This is a genomic window from Streptomyces sp. NPDC005435, from assembly GCF_040703155.1.
Taxonomy (GTDB): domain Bacteria; phylum Actinomycetota; class Actinomycetes; order Streptomycetales; family Streptomycetaceae; genus Streptomyces.
The window spans coordinates 132,890-146,001 of record NZ_JBEXEQ010000011.1; the positions used below are offsets into that span (position 1 = coordinate 132,890).

General features: G+C 72.9%; 13 protein-coding genes. 8 read left to right on the plus strand and 5 right to left on the minus strand.

Features of this window, described 5'->3' with window-relative positions; translation table 11 throughout:
* Nucleotides 1–16 precede the first annotated feature (16 nt).
* The 4 genes from AB0898_RS16105 to AB0898_RS16120 all read left to right on the plus strand — a co-directional run bounded on the left by AB0898_RS16105 (nucleotide 17) and on the right by AB0898_RS16120 (nucleotide 4,651).
* Complete coding sequence (locus tag AB0898_RS16105) at nucleotides 17–1,897, plus strand: hypothetical protein (RefSeq protein ID WP_366803551.1); 1,881 nt, start codon at nucleotides 17–19, stop codon at nucleotides 1,895–1,897.
* A gap of 10 nt (nucleotides 1,898–1,907) precedes the next feature.
* The gene (locus AB0898_RS16110; RefSeq protein WP_366803552.1) at nucleotides 1,908–2,540 is read left to right on the plus strand and encodes an AAA family ATPase; all 633 of its coding nucleotides are present in this window, start codon (nucleotides 1,908–1,910) and stop codon (nucleotides 2,538–2,540) included.
* Nucleotides 2,541–2,722: 182 nt separating this feature from the next.
* Nucleotides 2,723–2,926 carry a cold-shock protein gene (locus AB0898_RS16115; protein ID WP_007502648.1) on the plus strand — a complete coding sequence of 68 codons (204 nt, stop codon included), beginning with the start codon at nucleotides 2,723–2,725 and terminating at the stop codon, nucleotides 2,924–2,926.
* Nucleotides 2,927–3,013: 87 nt separating this feature from the next.
* Nucleotides 3,014–4,651 carry a DEAD/DEAH box helicase gene (locus tag AB0898_RS16120; protein WP_366803553.1) on the plus strand — a complete coding sequence of 546 codons (1,638 nt, stop codon included), beginning with the start codon at nucleotides 3,014–3,016 and terminating at the stop codon, nucleotides 4,649–4,651.
* 96 nt (nucleotides 4,652–4,747) lie between these two features.
* On the opposite strand, the gene AB0898_RS16125 is transcribed toward AB0898_RS16120, so the two are convergent.
* Nucleotides 4,748–6,658, minus strand: coding sequence for a GAF domain-containing protein (locus AB0898_RS16125; protein ID WP_366803554.1), 1,911 nt, complete (start codon nucleotides 6,656–6,658; stop codon nucleotides 4,748–4,750).
* Between the two features lie 172 nt (nucleotides 6,659–6,830).
* On the opposite strand from AB0898_RS16125, the gene AB0898_RS16130 reads away from it, so the two are divergent.
* Together AB0898_RS16130 and AB0898_RS16135 are read left to right on the plus strand one after the other, a co-directional pair.
* A complete protein-coding gene (locus AB0898_RS16130) occupies nucleotides 6,831–8,216 on the plus strand; it encodes an MFS transporter (RefSeq protein ID WP_366803555.1) in 1,386 nt (461 codons plus the stop codon).
* 73 nt (nucleotides 8,217–8,289) lie between these two features.
* Nucleotides 8,290–9,801, plus strand: a complete 1,512-nt coding sequence (locus AB0898_RS16135; protein WP_366803556.1) for an AMP-binding protein — start codon at nucleotides 8,290–8,292, stop codon at nucleotides 9,799–9,801.
* A gap of 19 nt (nucleotides 9,802–9,820) precedes the next feature.
* On the opposite strand, the gene AB0898_RS16140 is transcribed toward AB0898_RS16135, so the two are convergent.
* The 4 genes from AB0898_RS16140 to AB0898_RS16155 form a co-directional block, all read right to left on the minus strand.
* Nucleotides 9,821–10,414 (minus strand): TetR/AcrR family transcriptional regulator, encoded by a 594-nt coding sequence (locus AB0898_RS16140; RefSeq protein WP_366803557.1) that lies wholly within the window; start codon nucleotides 10,412–10,414, stop codon nucleotides 9,821–9,823.
* Nucleotides 10,415–10,532: 118 nt separating this feature from the next.
* Entirely contained in the window at nucleotides 10,533–11,024 is a 492-nt protein-coding gene (locus AB0898_RS16145; RefSeq protein WP_366803558.1) for a hypothetical protein, read from the minus strand.
* A 44-nt stretch (nucleotides 11,025–11,068) separates the two neighbouring features.
* Complete coding sequence (locus AB0898_RS16150) at nucleotides 11,069–11,569, minus strand: permease (protein ID WP_366803560.1); 501 nt, start codon at nucleotides 11,567–11,569, stop codon at nucleotides 11,069–11,071.
* A gap of 16 nt (nucleotides 11,570–11,585) precedes the next feature.
* Nucleotides 11,586–12,074 (minus strand): permease, encoded by a 489-nt coding sequence (locus AB0898_RS16155; protein WP_366803561.1) that lies wholly within the window; start codon nucleotides 12,072–12,074, stop codon nucleotides 11,586–11,588.
* Between the two features lie 69 nt (nucleotides 12,075–12,143).
* Here AB0898_RS16155 and AB0898_RS16160 point away from each other — a divergent pair, with 69 nt between their 5' ends.
* Both AB0898_RS16160 and AB0898_RS16165 read left to right on the plus strand, forming a co-directional pair.
* The gene (locus tag AB0898_RS16160; RefSeq protein WP_366803562.1) at nucleotides 12,144–12,467 is read left to right on the plus strand and encodes a hypothetical protein; all 324 of its coding nucleotides are present in this window, start codon (nucleotides 12,144–12,146) and stop codon (nucleotides 12,465–12,467) included.
* A 67-nt stretch (nucleotides 12,468–12,534) separates the two neighbouring features.
* Nucleotides 12,535–13,074, plus strand: coding sequence for an AAA family ATPase (locus AB0898_RS16165; protein WP_407078355.1), 540 nt, complete (start codon nucleotides 12,535–12,537; stop codon nucleotides 13,072–13,074).
* Nucleotides 13,075–13,112: the final 38 nt, after the last annotated feature.

Consider the following 13,112-nt stretch of genomic DNA (forward strand, 5'->3'; position numbering starts at 1 on the left):
CACGAGGAGCGCGGAGATGAGATCACCGGCCGAGCTGGACCAGGTCCCGTGGCACGAGCTCACGCACGCGTACGGCACCGCCGACGACGTACCCGATCTCCTCCTGGCGCTCTACCGGCACGACGCGCAGGAGGCCGACGAGACGATCGGCGAGCTGTTCGGCACCATCTGCCACCAGGGCACGGTCTCCCCGGCGGCCGCGCCCGCCGTCCCCTTCCTGACCCACGCCGTGCACCACGCGTCCGCCCGGCGCGACCACCTGCTGATGCTGCTGGCCTCCCTCGCCGGCCACCCCCCGGAACGGCCCGCGTCACCGGGGGCGCCCGGCAGCCCGGCCGCGGCGGCGCGCACGGAAGTGTGCCGGGTCCTCCCGGAGCTGGTCCCCTGTCTCGCGGACGGCGAGCGCGCGGTACGGCGCGCCGCGCTCCGCGTGATCGCGGCCGTGGCCGCGCTGCTGCCGCCCGAGGCGCGTGCCACCGTGACCACCCGGGTGGAGGCGCTGTACGCCGGCGACCCGGTGCCCTCGGTCCGGGCGGACGCGCTGGTCGTCCTGAACCTCCTCGGCCGCGAACTGCTGCCGCTGGACAGCGAGTTGCCCGCATGCCGGCTGGCGGCCGCCGTGCTGGCCGCCGAACGGTCCGGGCCGCCGTACGCGGCCGGGCTGGTGGAGATCTTCGCGCGGGACCGCGCCGCCACCGCCCCGGACGCCTTCCCGTGGCCGGGCCGCCCCACCCCCGACGAGCAGCTGACCCGGCTGCTCGCGCGTGATCCCGATGCCGCTCTCACGGTGGCGGCCCGCTGGATCACGGACGGAGATACCGGCTCGTGCGGCTCCTGGCTCGCCCAGCGGGTCATCACGACATGGCGCGACCGCGAACCCGAGGTGCTCGGCCTGCTGCACGCCTCGCTGCCCCACCGCAAGGAGACCCGCGCGCTCGCCCACGGCCTGTCCGTGATCGGTGACTGGATCGACCGGCTCCCCGAGCCGGACCCCGCCCTCCTGGACACCCTGTACGCCCACGCCCGCGCCGGGGACCCGGAGATCGCCCGGCCCGCCCTCCTGGCCCTGGTGCGGGCCCGCGACCCCCGCGCCCTGGAGCTCGTGCTCCGTACCCCCGAGGCGGACGCGCTCGCGTCGGCGGCCACGTCCTTCCCCGAGGCGGCCGGCCGGCTGATACCGGCACTCAGAGCGCAACTGGCCGCCGCCGAGACGGTGTTCACCTGCGTCACCCTGATCGACGCCCTGGAGTCCTTCGGTCCCGCCGCCGCGCAGGCCGGGCCCGAGCTGCTCGACTGTCTCCGTACCGGACGTGCCGCACACGCGGCCGCCCGCCTGCTCGGACTCCACGCCGTCCCGACACCGCGGCTCGTCGCGCTGCTGCGCGAGGCCGTACGCGACGGTGACGACCTGACGAGGGCGGCCGCCGCCGCGGCCCACCACCGGCTCACCGGCGAACCCGGCCTGGCGCTGGGCGTGTTCGCTGAGCTGCTCTCGTCCGGGGAACCGGTCCACCGGCTGCTGGACGCCACCGAACCCCTCGGCACGGCGGCCGCGCCGCTGCTCCCTCTCGTGGAACCCCTGCCGGCCGCCGGCCACGACGGGACGCGGATGGCGGCCGCCGAGGCCCACCTCCGGATCTCCGGCTCGCCGGACCGCGCGCTGCCCGTCATCACCGCACTGGCCGGCCCCACCCCGGCCGGCGTCCGTGCCCTGCGCGCGCTCACCGCCCTCGGCGAGGTCCCCGAGGAGATACGCCCCGTCCTGCGCGGCCTCGCCTTCTCCCCGGTCCGCCTGATCAGCGACCCCCTGTTCGAGCCGCCGGGCCGCCCCGACCACGAACTGCGCACCCTCGCCTGGAACCTGCTCACCACCGGACAGCGGCCTCCCACCCCATAGGCTCAACCCCATGCTCCTCTGGCTCAACGGCCCCTTCGGCGGCGGCAAGACCCAGACCGCCCACGAGCTTCACCACCGCCTGCCGGACAGCGTGGTGTGCGACCCCGAACACCTCGGATTCGGACTGCACCGGATGACACCCCCGGCGCTGCGCGGCGACTTCCAGGACATCGGCGCCTGGCGGCAAGGGGTGTTCGAGGTGCTGGACCACGCCCTCGGCGCGTACGAGGGGACGGTGATCGTGCCGATGACGGTCGTGGAGCCCGCGTATTTCCGGGAGACGGTCGGGCGGCTGCGCGAACGCGGGCACGACGTACGGCACTTCGCGCTGATGGCGGAGCGCCGGACCGTGCTGCGCCGGTTGCGTGAGCGTGGTTTCGGGCGTGCGGTGCGGTTCCTCGCGGGCGAGAAGTCGGCGCTGCGCGGGGAGAGTTTCGCCGTCGCCAAGCTCGGCCTGTGTCTGGAGCGGCTGCGCGGCGAGGAGTTCGCGGAGCACGTGTGGACCGACCGGCTCACGGTTCCCGAGGTCGCCGAGCACATCGCCACGCGCGTGTGGCTGCCGCTCGCGGTGGCCCGGGACGGCGCGCTGCGCGGGGGGCTGCGGCGGGCCTGGACGGGGGTCAGACACATCAGGTTCGACTGAGATGTCCGAGGTCGGAGCGGCTCTGGGCTGTCGCGCGAGGCGGATGTGTGCTAGTTTTATGGCGTTGCAGTTGTGGTACCCATGAACCTATGTGCGCCTGACGGGAATGTATCCTTCGGGCGCATTAGTTGTTTTACCGGTCATCTCCGGATGGGGCCTCTGCCTACCAGAAGGAGAAAATCATGGCTCAGGGAACCGTGAAGTGGTTCAACTCTGAGAAGGGCTTCGGCTTCATCGAGCAGGACGGTGGCGGCCCCGACGTCTTCGCCCACTACTCGAACATCGCGACGCAGGGCTTCCGTGAGCTCCAGGAGGGCCAGCGCGTGTCCTTCGACGTCACGCAGGGCCAGAAGGGCCCGCAGGCGGAGAACATCGTCCCCGCCTGATCGCCGGACGCGTCATCCGCTCACCGGGGTTCGCACCATCACGGTGCGAACCCCGGTTTGCTGTTCCCAGGAAGGCACACACACCGCATGTCCCGCAGGCCGCAGAAGCCGACCCGCCGCGCCGCCCCCTCCTCTCCCGTGTCTCCGCCCCAGGAATTCCGGCTCCCCGAGACCCGGACGCCCGCACTGGCGCCCGTCGCGGAATTCGCCGACATGGAGCTGCCGCCCGCACTGCTGAAGTGCCTGGCCGCGCAGGGCGTGACCACCCCGTTCCCCATCCAGGCCGCCACGCTGCCCAACGGGCTGGCCGGCCGTGACCTGCTGGGACGGGGCCGTACCGGTTCCGGAAAGACCCTCGCGTTCGGACTCGCGGTGCTGGCGCGTACCGCCGGGCTGCGGGCGCAGCCGAAGGCTCCCCTCGCGCTCGTCCTGGTGCCCACCCGTGAGCTGGCCCAGCAGGTGACGGACGCGCTGACCCCGTACGCGACGGCGGTCAACCTGCGCATGGCCACCGTCGTCGGCGGCCTCTCCATCACCAAGCAGGCCGCCACGCTGCGCCGCGGTGTCGAGGTGCTCGTGGCCTGCCCCGGCCGCCTCAACGACCTCGTGGAACGCGGTGACTGCGTCCTGGAGGACATCCGGATCACGGTGCTCGACGAGGCCGACCAGATGACCGACATGGGCTTCCTGCCGCAGATCACCCGGGTGATCCAGCGGGTGCGCCCGGGCGGGCAGCACATGCTCTTCTCGGCCACCCTGGACCGGAACATCGACCGGCTGGTGCAGCGCTTCCTGGACGACCCGGTCGTGCACTCGGTGGACCCGTCCGCCGGCGCCGTGTCCACCATGGAGCACCACGTCCTCCACCTCCAGGACGAGACCGACAAGAAGGCGGTCACGACCCGTATCGCGGCCCGTGACGGCCGGGTCATCCTCTTCCTGGACACCAAGCGGTCGGCCGACCGTCTCGCCAAGCGGCTGCTGTCCGTCGGCGTGCGCGCGGCCGCCCTGCACGGCGGCCGCAGCCAGCCGCAGCGCAACCGTGCCCTGGAGCAGTTCAAGGACGGCCGGATCACCGCGCTGGTGGCGACGAACGTGGCCGCGCGCGGCATCCACGTCGACGACCTCGACCTCGTCGTCAACGTCGATCCCCCCACCGACCACAAGGACTACCTGCACCGGGGTGGCCGCACCGCCCGCGCGGGCGGCTCCGGCAGCGTGGTCACCCTGGTCCTGCCCGAGCAGAAGCGGGACGTCACCCAGCTGATGTCGGCGGCGGGCATCCGCCCCCGTACGACCCGGGTCACCTCCTCGGCCCCGGAGCTGACCGCCATCACCGGCGCGCGCGAGCCGTCGGGTGTGGCCGTCGTCCTGGAGCCGGCACAGCCGGAGCAGCCCGCGGCGAAGCCGAAGAGCCGGCCCTCCCGCAGGTCCCGTGCCGGCGGCGGAAACGCCGGCGGCAGCCGGGGCACCCGGACCGGCGCGCAGTCCCCGGCCAAGGAGACCGCCCGCCCGTCCCGCCGCACCGGCAGCGCCGAGGGCGGCACCGGCACGGCGGCCAGGACCGGCGGCGGCAGGACGGGCGCGAAGTCCGCGGCCAAGCCCGTCGGCCGTACCGGCGGGAAGCCCGCCGGCCGCACCGGCGCCACCCCTGCGGCGAAGTCCGGCCGCCCCGCGGCGAGCCGACGCCGCAGCGGCACCAGGACGGCCGGCGACCAGGGCTGACCCGCCCCCGAAGCCGACCCGCCGCACCCGGGCCCTCCCCGAGATCCGTCTCGGGGAGGGCCCGCGCGCGTGGTGGGCAGGACACCTCGCGCCGGATCAGCTCCCCTCCCCCACCGGCCCGTCCAGCACCCCCCGCAGCTGATGCAGCCGCACCGCGAGATGCACCCGCAGCCCCGTGTCCGCCGAGCGCCAGTCCTGCCCCAGTACCGCCCCGATGCGGTCCAGGCGTTTCAGGAGGGTGTTCGGGTGGACGTGGAGGGTGCGGGCCGTGGCGGTGAGGTTGCCTGAGTGGGTGAAGTAGGCGGCGGCGGTGGTCACGAGGCCGGTGGCGCGGCGCTGGTCGTAGTCGAGGAGGGGGCCGAGGGTGTCGGTGATGAAGCCTTCGAGTTCGTGGGCGCGCCGGGGGTCGAAGACGAGGGCGTACATGGCGTAGTGGCGGGTGGTGGAGCCGCGGTCGGTGTCGCCGAGGGAGCGCATGACGTCGAGGCAGCGCTGGGCCAGGGTGAAGGAGTGGGCGCGGTCGTGGCCGGTGACGCGGTCGGCGACGACGAGGGTGGGGGCGCCGAGGCGGCGGCGGAGCCGGTGGTGCAGGGTGCGGGCCGCCGCGTCCGGGTCGTCCGTGTGCAGCAGCATCGTCGCCCGGCCCAGATATTCGCCCGCGAGCCCGGACCACTCGGGCGAGGCGGCGTGCAGTTCGCGGACGATGTCGGCGGCGGGGCGTCCGGGACAGTCGGCCGCGACGAGGACGTCCAGGCGGTCGACGTCCACGCCCCGGGCGAGCGCGCGGTCGCGCAGGGCCGGGTGGACGGGGTGGAGCGGGGGGTGGGACAGCAGCTCCATGAGGAGTTCGCCCCGTACCCGCTCCTCCGCCTCGACCCGGGCGTCGCGCAGCAGCACGAGCAGCCCCGTGATCTGCGCGGAGCGCTCCAGCATCCGTACGTCCGCCGACTCGGTGGCGGCCCGCCGCCGCAGGGACAGGGAGCCGAGGTGGCTGCCGCCGGCCTGGATGGCGGCCACGCTGAGGACCGTACCGTCGTCGTTCCCGCCATGGACGCACCGTCCGGTCCGTCGCGCCTCCTCCAGCAACTCCCGCTCCAGTGACGCGTCGACGGCCGGCGTCACCGTCCCGGGGCAGCGCGTCGCGACGACCTTGTCGTCCCGGTCCCGGATGGTGACCGCGCCCTGCAGATGGTCCACCAGCGACTGCGCGATGTCGCCGGGCCCGCCCCCGGTGAGCACCACGTGCGTGAGCGCCTCGTGCACCGCCGCGGCCAGTTCCATCGTGGCGACCTGGTCCTCGATGACGCGGTACGCGTCCCGCAGCCGGCGCAGCGCCACCCGGCTCTCCTCGTAGAGCCGGGCGTTGTGCAGGGCGATGGCGGCGTGGTCGGCGAAGGCGCTGAGGAGGGCCACCTCGTCCTTCTCGAAGGGGCGCTCGGTGCGGTCGGCGGCGAAGAGGACGCCGATCACCCGGTCGCCGACCAGGAGCGGTACGCCGAGCAGGGCGACGAGTCCCTCGCGGGAGACGAGGAGGTCGAAGGCGGAATTGTGGTCGAGGCCGTCGGCCGCGCGGTAGTCGCTGACCCAGTAGGGCGCCCTGGTCTCGATCACCCGGCCGCCCAGACCGGCCCCCGGGGGCATCCGCGCGGACGAGAACTCCGGCGAGATGGTGCCCGCCGTCGCCCTGAGCATGAGGTTGCCGTCCGCGTCCAGGAGCGAGAGGTAGGCGAAGTCGCTGCCGATCAGCTCATGCGCCTCCCTGACGATCGCCGGGAGCACCACGTCGACCTCGCCGAGCACGGCCAGCGAACGGGCCGTGGCGTACAGGCTGCTCAACTCGCGTTCGCGGCGCAGCCGGTAGGCGGCCAGTTCGCCGTGCTCGCTGCGCTCGGCGTGATCGCTGCGCTCGGCGTGATCGCTGCGCTCGCGGGGCTCGTCGGGGGCATGGTGCTCGCCGGGGGCACGGTGTGCGCGGGCGCCCCGCGCGTCGGAGTCGGTGCGTGGCATCGGTCGCCCTCCACGGGAAGCGAGCGGCGGAGGTGGTGATTTCCTCCACCGTCAAAGCGCCAGGAGTGTATCCCCGTCCCATCCTGCAAAGCGCTTGCTCAGCTCTACTCTCACCGCACGACACAGAGCTGTGACGCAGGTCGCGGCCCTACCCAGAACCGAGGGATGCCCCATGGCCTCTTCCGCGCAGGCCCCCATCCAGGGCAGCGGCTCCGACCCCGCCACGGCCCCCGAGCGCCGCACCGGCTGGAAGCTGCTCGCGGCCGGACTGATCGGCAGCTCGATCGAGTGGTACGACTTCTTCCTCTACGGCACGGCGGCGGCCCTGGTCTTCCCGCACGTCTTCTTCCCGCACTCCTCCGCCTTCATGGGCACGCTGCTGTCCTTCAGCACCTTCTGGGCGGGCTTCGTGGCCCGGCCGCTCGGCGGGCTGCTCGCCGGTCACTTCGGTGACAAGTACGGCCGCAAGCCCACGGTCGTCGCGTGTCTGATCGGCATGGCGACCGCGACGTTCCTCATCGGCTGTCTGCCGAGCGCCGCGAGCGTCGGTGTGCTCGCCCCGACGCTGCTGGTGCTGCTGCGGTTCGTCCAGGGCGCGGCGGCGGGCGGCCAGTGGGGCGGCATCGCGCTCCTCCTCACGGAGTCGGCGCACCCCAAACGCCGTGGTTTCGCGGGCACGTTCGGCCAGACGAGCGTCCCGGTCGCGGTCATCATCGTGAACCTGATCTTCACCACGACCGGCACCGTCGTCTCGAACGACACCTTCCTGAACTGGGGCTGGCGCGTCCCGTTCCTGCTGAGCGCGGTCATGTTCCCGGTCGTGCTGCACATCCAGCGCAAGGTCGAGGACACCCCGGACTTCCGCGAGTTGCAGAAGGCGGCGACCAAGAAGCCCGAGGCGACCGTGGTCCGGGCCCCGCTGACCGAGGCCGTACGCCGCAACTGGCGTACCATCCTGCTCGGTTGCGGCACCCTCTCCGCCACGAACAGCCTCTTCTACGTGAGCATCACCGGCCTGCTCAGCTACGGCACGACCACGCTGCACATGGAGCGCAACTCCCTGCTGACCGTCACCCTGCTCAGCTCGGCCCTGATGGCGGGGATACTCCCCTACGCGGGCCATCTGTCGGACCGGTTCGGCCGGCGCAACCTGATCCTCGTCGGCGGACTCGGCGTGGCGGCCTGGGCGTTCCCCTACTTCGCGCTGGTGGACACCGCCTCGGCGCCACTGGTCTTCGTCGCGATCACCGTCGGGTTCCTCTTCCAGGGGCTGACCTACGGCCCGATGGCCGCCTTCCTCGGCGAGCTGTTCGCCCCCAACGTCCGTTATTCCGGGGCTTCTCTGGCCTACCAGCTGTCCGCGATCATCGTCAGCGGCGGCACGCCGATCCTGATGACCACCATCATCGCCAAGACCGGGTCGACCACGCTCGTCGCGGCCTACATCGCGCTGATGGGTCTGATCACCTTCGTCAGCGCCTGGTTCCTGCCCGAGACGAACCCGGCCGAGGTGCGGGCCGATCCGGAGACGCTGCCCGGAACGCAGCTGTACGCCTGAGCGGTTCACCCCGCCGGTTTACCCCGCCGGCGCCGGACCTCCCGAACTTCCCGAACCACGAGGAGAGATGGTCATGTTCACCCCCGAACCGGGGTTCCCGCTCGGTGACATCCCCCAGGCGTACGCGGCCGAGCACCCCGACACCGTCGCGGTCCGCGCCGGCGACGAGCGGCTGACCTGGGCGGAGTTGCACCGGGCGGCCGATGAAGTCGCCTGCGGTCTACGGCTGTCGGGTGTCGGGCGCGGCCGCATCGTCCCCCTCATGCTGCCGAACGGTGTGGACGTCGTGGTCGCGGCCTTCGCCTGCCTCAAGCTCGGCGCCGTACCGCAGCCGCTGTCGACACGGCTCGCGCCGCGCGAGGAGGAGGCGATCCTCGCGCTGTCGGACCCGGCGGTGGTCGTAGGCCTTGAGGAGGGGGCGCCGGTGGGCGACGGCCGGTTCCGGTCGACGACGGTCGCCGAACTCCGGTGCCGCGCGGGCGAGTTCGAGGGAGACCTCGCCACGGAGATCGGCCCCTCGTGGAAGGCCCCGACCTCGGGAGGTTCGACCGGCAGGCCGAAGATCATCCTGTCCGGGGCCGCGGGGGCGTTCAACCCGTTCGACATGGAGGCGTGGGGGCTCAGGCCCGGCGAGCGGTCGCTCGTCACCGCGCCGGTGCACCACAACGCCCCCTTCTCCACGGCCATGACGACCCTGTTCAACGGCGGCACGGTCACGCTCCTGGAGCGGTTCGACGCCGAGCGGGTCCTCGCCGAGATCCAACGGCACGCGATCACCTGGGTGTATCTGGTACCGACGATGATGCGGCGCATCCTGGCCCTGCCCGAGAAGACCCGCGAGCGCTACGACCTCTCCTCGCTGGTCTCGGTGTGGCACTGCGCCGAACCGTGCCCGCCCGCGACCAAGCAGGCGTGGATCGACTGGCTCGGCCCGGAGCGGATCCGGGAGCTGTACGCCGGGACGGAGGCCCAGGCCGGCTGCACGATCTCCGGCACCGAGTGGCTGGCGCACCGGGGTTCGGTGGGCCGTACCACCTGGGGCGACATCAAGATCGTGGCGCTCGACGGCACGCCGGTCACCGAACCCGGTGTCCCCGGCGAGGTCTTCATGCGCGTCGGTGAGGGCAAGCCGCCCGCCTTCCGCTATCTCGGCGCCGAACTCCACGAGGTGGACGGCTGGTCCACCCTGGGCGACATCGGCGAGTTCGACGCGGACGGCTACCTCTATCTCCACGACCGCCGCTCGGACATGCTCCTGGTCGGCGGGGTCAACGTCTATCCCGCCGAGATCGAGGCCGCCCTCACCGAGCACCCGTACGTCCTGTCCGGCGCGGTCATCGGGCTGCCGGACCCGGACCGCGGCAACCGTGTCCACGCCATCGTCCAGATCGAGGAGGGCCGCCCCATCACGGCCGAGGAGATCGACGCGTTCCTGGCCACCCGGCTGTCACCCCACAAACGGCCCCGGTCCATCGAGCTGGTCACGGCTCCGCTGCGCAGCGCGGCGGGCAAGCTGCGCCGCTCCGCGCTGCGGGCGGAGCGGCTGTCCGACAGTACGACCGGGCCGGGCGGCACGGTGGGCTGAGGCGCCTTGAGGCGCCCTGTCACGCCCTGACCCGCTCCGGTGTGGCGGTGAGCACCGCGTGGACGGCCGCCCTGACCTGGCCGTCCACCACCTCGGGCGCGGACGCGTCCAGCTTGCCGTCCAGGTGGAGGAAGGCCAGGCCGTGCACGAGGGCCCACACCGCCGTCGACAGGGCGTCCTGGTCGGCGTCGGGGAAGACGTCGTGGACGATGCCGCGCACGTACTGCGAGATGGCGATGGTCGCCTCAAGCCGTTCCTCACTGGCCGGATCGCAGGGTTCCGCGAACATCACGCGGAACAGCGCGGGGTGGTCGAGGGCGAAACGTACGTATGCCACGGCGATCTCGGCGAGGTCGTCGGCGGTGACGGGAGCGGGGTGCGCGGCGGCGAGATACGCGCCCAGCTCCCGGTACCCCTCGGCCCCGACCGCGGTGAGCAGCGCCTCCCGGTCCGCGAAGTGGCGGTAGGGCGCCGTGGCGGACACCCCCGCCCGCCGCGCGACGGCCCGCAGGGACAGTCCGGCGCTGCCGTCCTCCTCCAGCAGCTCGCGCGCGGCGCGCAGACAGGCGGCGCGCAGGTCGCCGTGGTGGTAGGAGCGGTTCGCCTGGGACATGGGAGACCTCCGTGAGGTGGGCACCGCGCACATCGCCTCGCGCTGCCGCGCGGATGTGAACGATGCATACACCGTAATCGAGGAGCGCGCCGCCCGCACGGGCGGCGAGGGGTTGCGGCTATTCGGCGGTGCGCCGCTGGGTCCGGTCCCGTTCCCCAAGGAGCCGGATGCGCCAGGCCGGCAGCGGATGCCGGGCCTCCGTGGTGAGGTAGCGCATCATGTCGATCAGCATGCGCCGGACGTCCGCGAGGGGCACGACCAGCTCGTCCCACTGGCCGTAGTGGGCGCGCAGCCGGATCCGGTCGTCCGCGACGCGCTCCAGCAGGCAGCTCTCCACCCCCAGCGACACCTCGTCACCGGCCTCGACCTGGAGCCATTGCAGCAGAACAGCCGCCGGCATGAACTCGGGCCCGCACTGGGCGACGATCTCCTCCGCCGCCCAGCGCAGCTGATCCGGCGTGCCCTCGGGAGCGCGGATGACGGTGCTGTGGAAGGCGGGGGCGACCCGGTGCATCCCGCCGTCCCCGCCCTCGTGGAACGCGGGTATCTCCTCCAGACCGAAGACCCAGTGGTCCTTCGGGGCGTCATGGCAGTCGTTCGTCTCGCGCATCCGTGTGAGGCTGCCAGAGCGGCCGTGTCCGCGCCAACACACTTTCACAGGACGGCCAGCGGCACCCCGCCCAGCAGCCCCGCCAGCACCACCAGGACGGTCGTGGCCGTGGTCAGCCGCCGGCCGAAGGTCCGGCCGACCATGGCCATGCTCGGCAGGCTGATGGCGGGCAGGGTGATCAGCAGGGCACCGAGGACACCCGCCGGGAGGCCGAGGACCGCCAGGCCCTGGACGATCGGGATCTCGCCGGCGGTGGGGATCACGAAGAGCGTCCCCAGCATCGCGGCGATCACCGTGGCGGCCACCACCGTCGCCGTACCGTGCCCGACGGCGTCCCGCGTCAGCGGCAGCATCCAGCCCCGGAAGGCGCCGATCAGCAGCACCCCGAGCAGATACTCGGGGATGAGCACGAGCGTCATCCGGGTCAGCGTCCGCGGGAACCGCAGCGCCACGTCGCCGGGCCCGGCGGGCTTGTTCGGCGCGGACGCGGACGCCTCGGGCGCGCCGGCCGGCCTGCTCTGACCTGCGGCTTCGGGCGCGCGCACCAGCTGGCTCCGCCCCTCAGTCCCGGGCGCGCGCACCGGCCGGCTCCGCCCCGCGGCCCCGGCCACCCCCACCCCCCCGTGCCGTACGGCGGCGATCCGCGAGGTGGCTCACCAGCACCGCCCCGGCGACCACCGTGAGCACCCCGGCCACCACCCGCACCGCGGTCCACTGCCAGGGCGCGACAAGCAGCGGGAACACCACGACGGCGGGGTTGAGCAGCGGGTTGCCCAGCCAGTACGCCACCGTCGCGGCGGTCGAGGCGCCGCTGCGCCGCAGGCTGACCGCCACCGGGGCCGTACAGCAGGTACACCTCATCGACGGCGTGCTCAGCAGCCCGCCCGCGACCGCGCCGGACCACCGCCCGCGCCGGTCGAGCACGCGCACCAGCCAGTCCCGGGGGATCAGGGCCTGGAGTGCCGCGCTGATCAGCAGGACGACGAAGACGACGACCGCGAGGAGGGACGCTCGCCACCGGGGTACCGGCGGGTATACAAAGATGATCACCTGAATCGCCCGGTGTTTCCCGTGGTCCGAGCGCCCGTGTTTCCCCTGGTCCGAGCAATGGAGACCCTCATGACGGAGACCGCGCTCCGGCGTCGCCTTCCCTCCCGCAGCCGGCTACCCCTGGGCGCGGAGACACTGCTGACGCTGGCGACCGCGGTCTTCCTCCACGCGCTCAGCGGGCACGAGTACTGCGACCAGGCCACGCAGGACAGCCGGGTCTGGATGGCCGGCGGGATACTGCTGTCCCTGGCGCCGACCTGGCTCCTGGCCGGCCGTACGAACTGGCCCGCCAGATCCGTCACCTGGCTCCTGATCGCGGTACGGCTCCTGATCGCGGCCTTCGTCCTCCTGGTGCTCCAGCCCTTCGCCGCGACCTGGTACCTGGAGTGCTGAAGGGGAAGAACCCGTTCTCGGGCAGCCCCGGGGCGGAGGTCTGCCCGCTATCGTGCCCGTCGTGACGGTGGGAACCGGAGAAACGCGGCTGGTCGTCCTGCGGGGGAACAGCGCCTCGGGCAAGTCCTCGGTCGCGGCCGGGCTGCGCGAACGCTTCGGCCGCAACCTGGCCCTGGTCGGACAGGACAACCTGCGCCGCGTCGTCCTGCGCGAACGGGACCGCCCCGGCGCGGCCAACATCGGCCTGATCGGCATGACGGCCCGCTACGCCCTGGACGCCGGGTTCCACACGGTCGTCGAGGGCATCCTCTACGCCGACCGGTACGCCACGATGCTGGAGGACCTCGTACGCGACCACCTCGGCGTCACCCGCTGCTACTACCTCGACGTCCCCCTCCAGGAGACCCTGCTCCGCCACGCGACGAAGCCCGACCCCGCACTCCAGGCCGCGGTCACCCACGCCCACCTGCGCGACTGGTACCGCGAACGCGACCTGCTCCCCGGCGGCATCGAGACCGTCGTCCCCGCCGACAGCACCCTGGAGGACACGGTGACACGCGTCCTGCGCGAGACGGGGCTGGCCGGCGTGGCGCCCGTCGACCGCTGAGGAGGGGCACGCCGTCGAGGAGCAACGCCGTTACGGCG